This is a genomic window from Rhodopseudomonas sp. B29 (genome assembly GCF_000333455.1).
Classification (GTDB): Bacteria; Pseudomonadota; Alphaproteobacteria; order Rhizobiales; family Xanthobacteraceae; genus Rhodopseudomonas.
The window spans coordinates 1-2,472 of record NZ_BADD01000092.1 but is presented as its reverse complement, the minus strand read 5'-3'; the positions used below and the strand labels follow the sequence as shown (position 1 = coordinate 2,472).

Here is a 2,472-nt window from a genome sequence, read left to right as displayed (position 1 = left end):
CAATTCTTTGGGCAGCCGTGTGACTTTCTGCCCGTGCTGCAACGAACAGGCGGAGTGATAAGCGACAGTCAAATTGCCCTGCGGCTGCGACGGTGTCAGCTCGAGCGTCGCGATGTATTCGCTGATATCCTTGGCCAGCGCCGAGATCTTCTCGGCCGGCGCGGCGAACTCCGGATCCTCGCGCAGCATGTAGCCGTAGTCTTTGATGACGGTGCCGCAGCCGGAGGTCGTCACCAGAATGGCGTCGAGACCGCCGCGGGCCTGCTCCGCCAGCCACGCCTTGATGTTGGTGCGCGCGTAGTCGAGCGTGCGCGTGTCGCGGCCGAGATGATGGATCAGCGCGCCGCAGCAGGCCTCGTCGGCGGCCAGCACCACCTCGATGCCGTGACGGGTGAGCAGGTTGATGGCCGCCTTGTTGATCCGCGGCGCCAGCACCTGCTGGGCGCAGCCGTGCAGCAGCGCGACGCGGCCGCGGCGCGGTCCGACCGCCGGGAAAGTGGTGCCGGACGACGGCCCCGGCTCCGGCAGATGCTCGGGCGCCAGCGCCAGCATCGCCTTGATGCGGCGGAGCAAGGTCGGCCGTGCCGGGTCGTGCGAAGTCGGCAGCAAGGCCGCGAACGGCCGCACCATGCGCGCCGCCCACATGCCGAGCCGGAAGGCGCCGGGATGCGGCATCACCCAGGACAGCACCTCGCGGATCATCCTGTCGCCGAACGGCCGCGTGTAGTCCTTCTCGATGCGCACCCGCGCCTGATCGACCAGGTGCATGTAGTTCACGCCGGACGGGCAGGTCGTCATGCAGGCGAGGCACGACAGGCAGCGGTCGATGTGCTTGACCACCTCGGCGGTCGGCGGCTTGTCGCTCTCCAGCATCTCCTTGATCAGATAGATGCGGCCGCGCGGGCTATCGAGCTCGTCGCCGAGCAGCACATAGGTCGGGCAGGTCGCGGTGCAGAAGCCGCAATGCACGCAGGCGCGCAGGATCTTGTCGGCCTCCGCGATATCCGGATCGGCGAGCTGGGTCAGCGAAAATTCGGTCTTCATGTCGCGGGTCCTCGCGACATGCGGCCGCGATTGAGAATGTTGGTCGGATCGAAGCTGGACTTGACCCGGGCGCCGAGCGCCGCGAGCCCCTTCGGCTGCGGATGGAACACGTCGACGGCGCTTCGCACGTCGTCGCTGGCGCGCACCAGCGTGGCGTGACCGCCGATCGCGTCCACGCGCTGACGCAACGCTTTGGCATGGCCGTCGGTTGCTGGCGGCAGCGCCGCCCAGATCAGCCCGCCACCCCAATCGTAGATCACCTCGCCGCCGCTCTCGCGCGCGATCTGTTGACCGAAACCGCCACCCAATGCCGGCGGACAGACGATGCGCCACACCGGCCACAGCGCGCGCGGACCCGAGGCCGCGAACGGTGCGACGTCCCGCACCTCTCGCCACAGCGCCGCGGAGGCGTCGTCCTCGATCAGTTCGGCCGAGCCGTAGTCGGCCAGCGCGGTGCGCAGCGACTGCGCGCGATGCAACGCCGACGAGGTGATGCCCTCCAGCCGCAGCAGTGTCAGCGATTGATCGGACGCGGCGATATCTGCCAGCGCGCCGCCGGCCGTGCGCAGCGCCGAACCGGGCAGATGCGCGGCGCCGGAGACGTCGTAAGGTGAGCCGAGCGCATGGGTCATCGCCTTGTTGGCGGTGAGATCGTCGAGGCCGCGCAGCACCAGGGTGCGCTCGGCTTCCGGCCGCGGCGTCACCTTCAGCGTCGCCTCGGTCATCACCGCCAGCGTTCCAAACGAGCCGGCAAGCAGCTTGCACAGGTCGTAGCCGGTGACATTCTTCACCACCTTGCCGCCGGCCTTGAAGCTTTCGCCGAAGCCCGACACCGCATGGGCACCGAGCAGATGGTCGCGTGCGCCGCCGGCCTTGATGCGGCGCGGCCCGGCGAAGCCTGTGGCGATCATGCCGCCGATGGTGCCGAGCGCCGGCGAGGTGCCGAGCAGCACCGACGTGTCCATCGGCTCGAAGGCGAGCTGCTGGCCCTTGGCGTCGACCAACGACAGCACGTCGGCGAGCGGCGCGCCGGCCTGCACGGTGATGATCAGTTCATTCGGTTCGTAGGAGACGATCGCGTTCAACGCCGAGAGATCGAGCACCGCGTTAGTGGCCATCTTCTGGCCGACGCTGCGCTTGGTGCCATGCCCGACGATCTCGAGCGGCTGCTCGTTCGCGATCGCGGCCCGCACCACGTCCTCGACCTCCTGGGCGTCGCGTACTTTCAAGGGTGTCCACGATGGAAAATCGTCCTTCAGGTCGCCCTAACCTCCGTCATTGCGAGGAGGCGAAAGCCGACGAAGCAATCCAGCTCCGTGGCACGGGGCTGGATTGCTTCTCTTCGCTCGCAATGACGGTGAAGAGACTGTGCCACGTACATTCGAACAAAATACTCAGAACCGCGAAATATCCGGGAACGGCAACTGC

Annotated in this window: 2 protein-coding genes; both read right to left on the bottom strand. The window is 67.6% G+C overall.

Going from position 1 to position 2,472, the window contains the following annotated elements; translation table 11 throughout:
• A partial coding sequence (gene glcF / locus I5M_RS03470) for a glycolate oxidase subunit GlcF (RefSeq protein WP_022720128.1) occupies positions 1 to 1,044 on the bottom strand: 1,044 nt, incomplete at its 3' end.
• Complete coding sequence (locus tag I5M_RS03465) at positions 1,041 to 2,273, bottom strand: FAD-binding protein (RefSeq protein WP_022720127.1); 1,233 nt, start codon at positions 2,271 to 2,273, stop codon at positions 1,041 to 1,043. The genes I5M_RS03465 and glcF, both read right to left, overlap by 4 nt.
• Positions 2,274 to 2,472 lie beyond the last annotated feature (199 nt).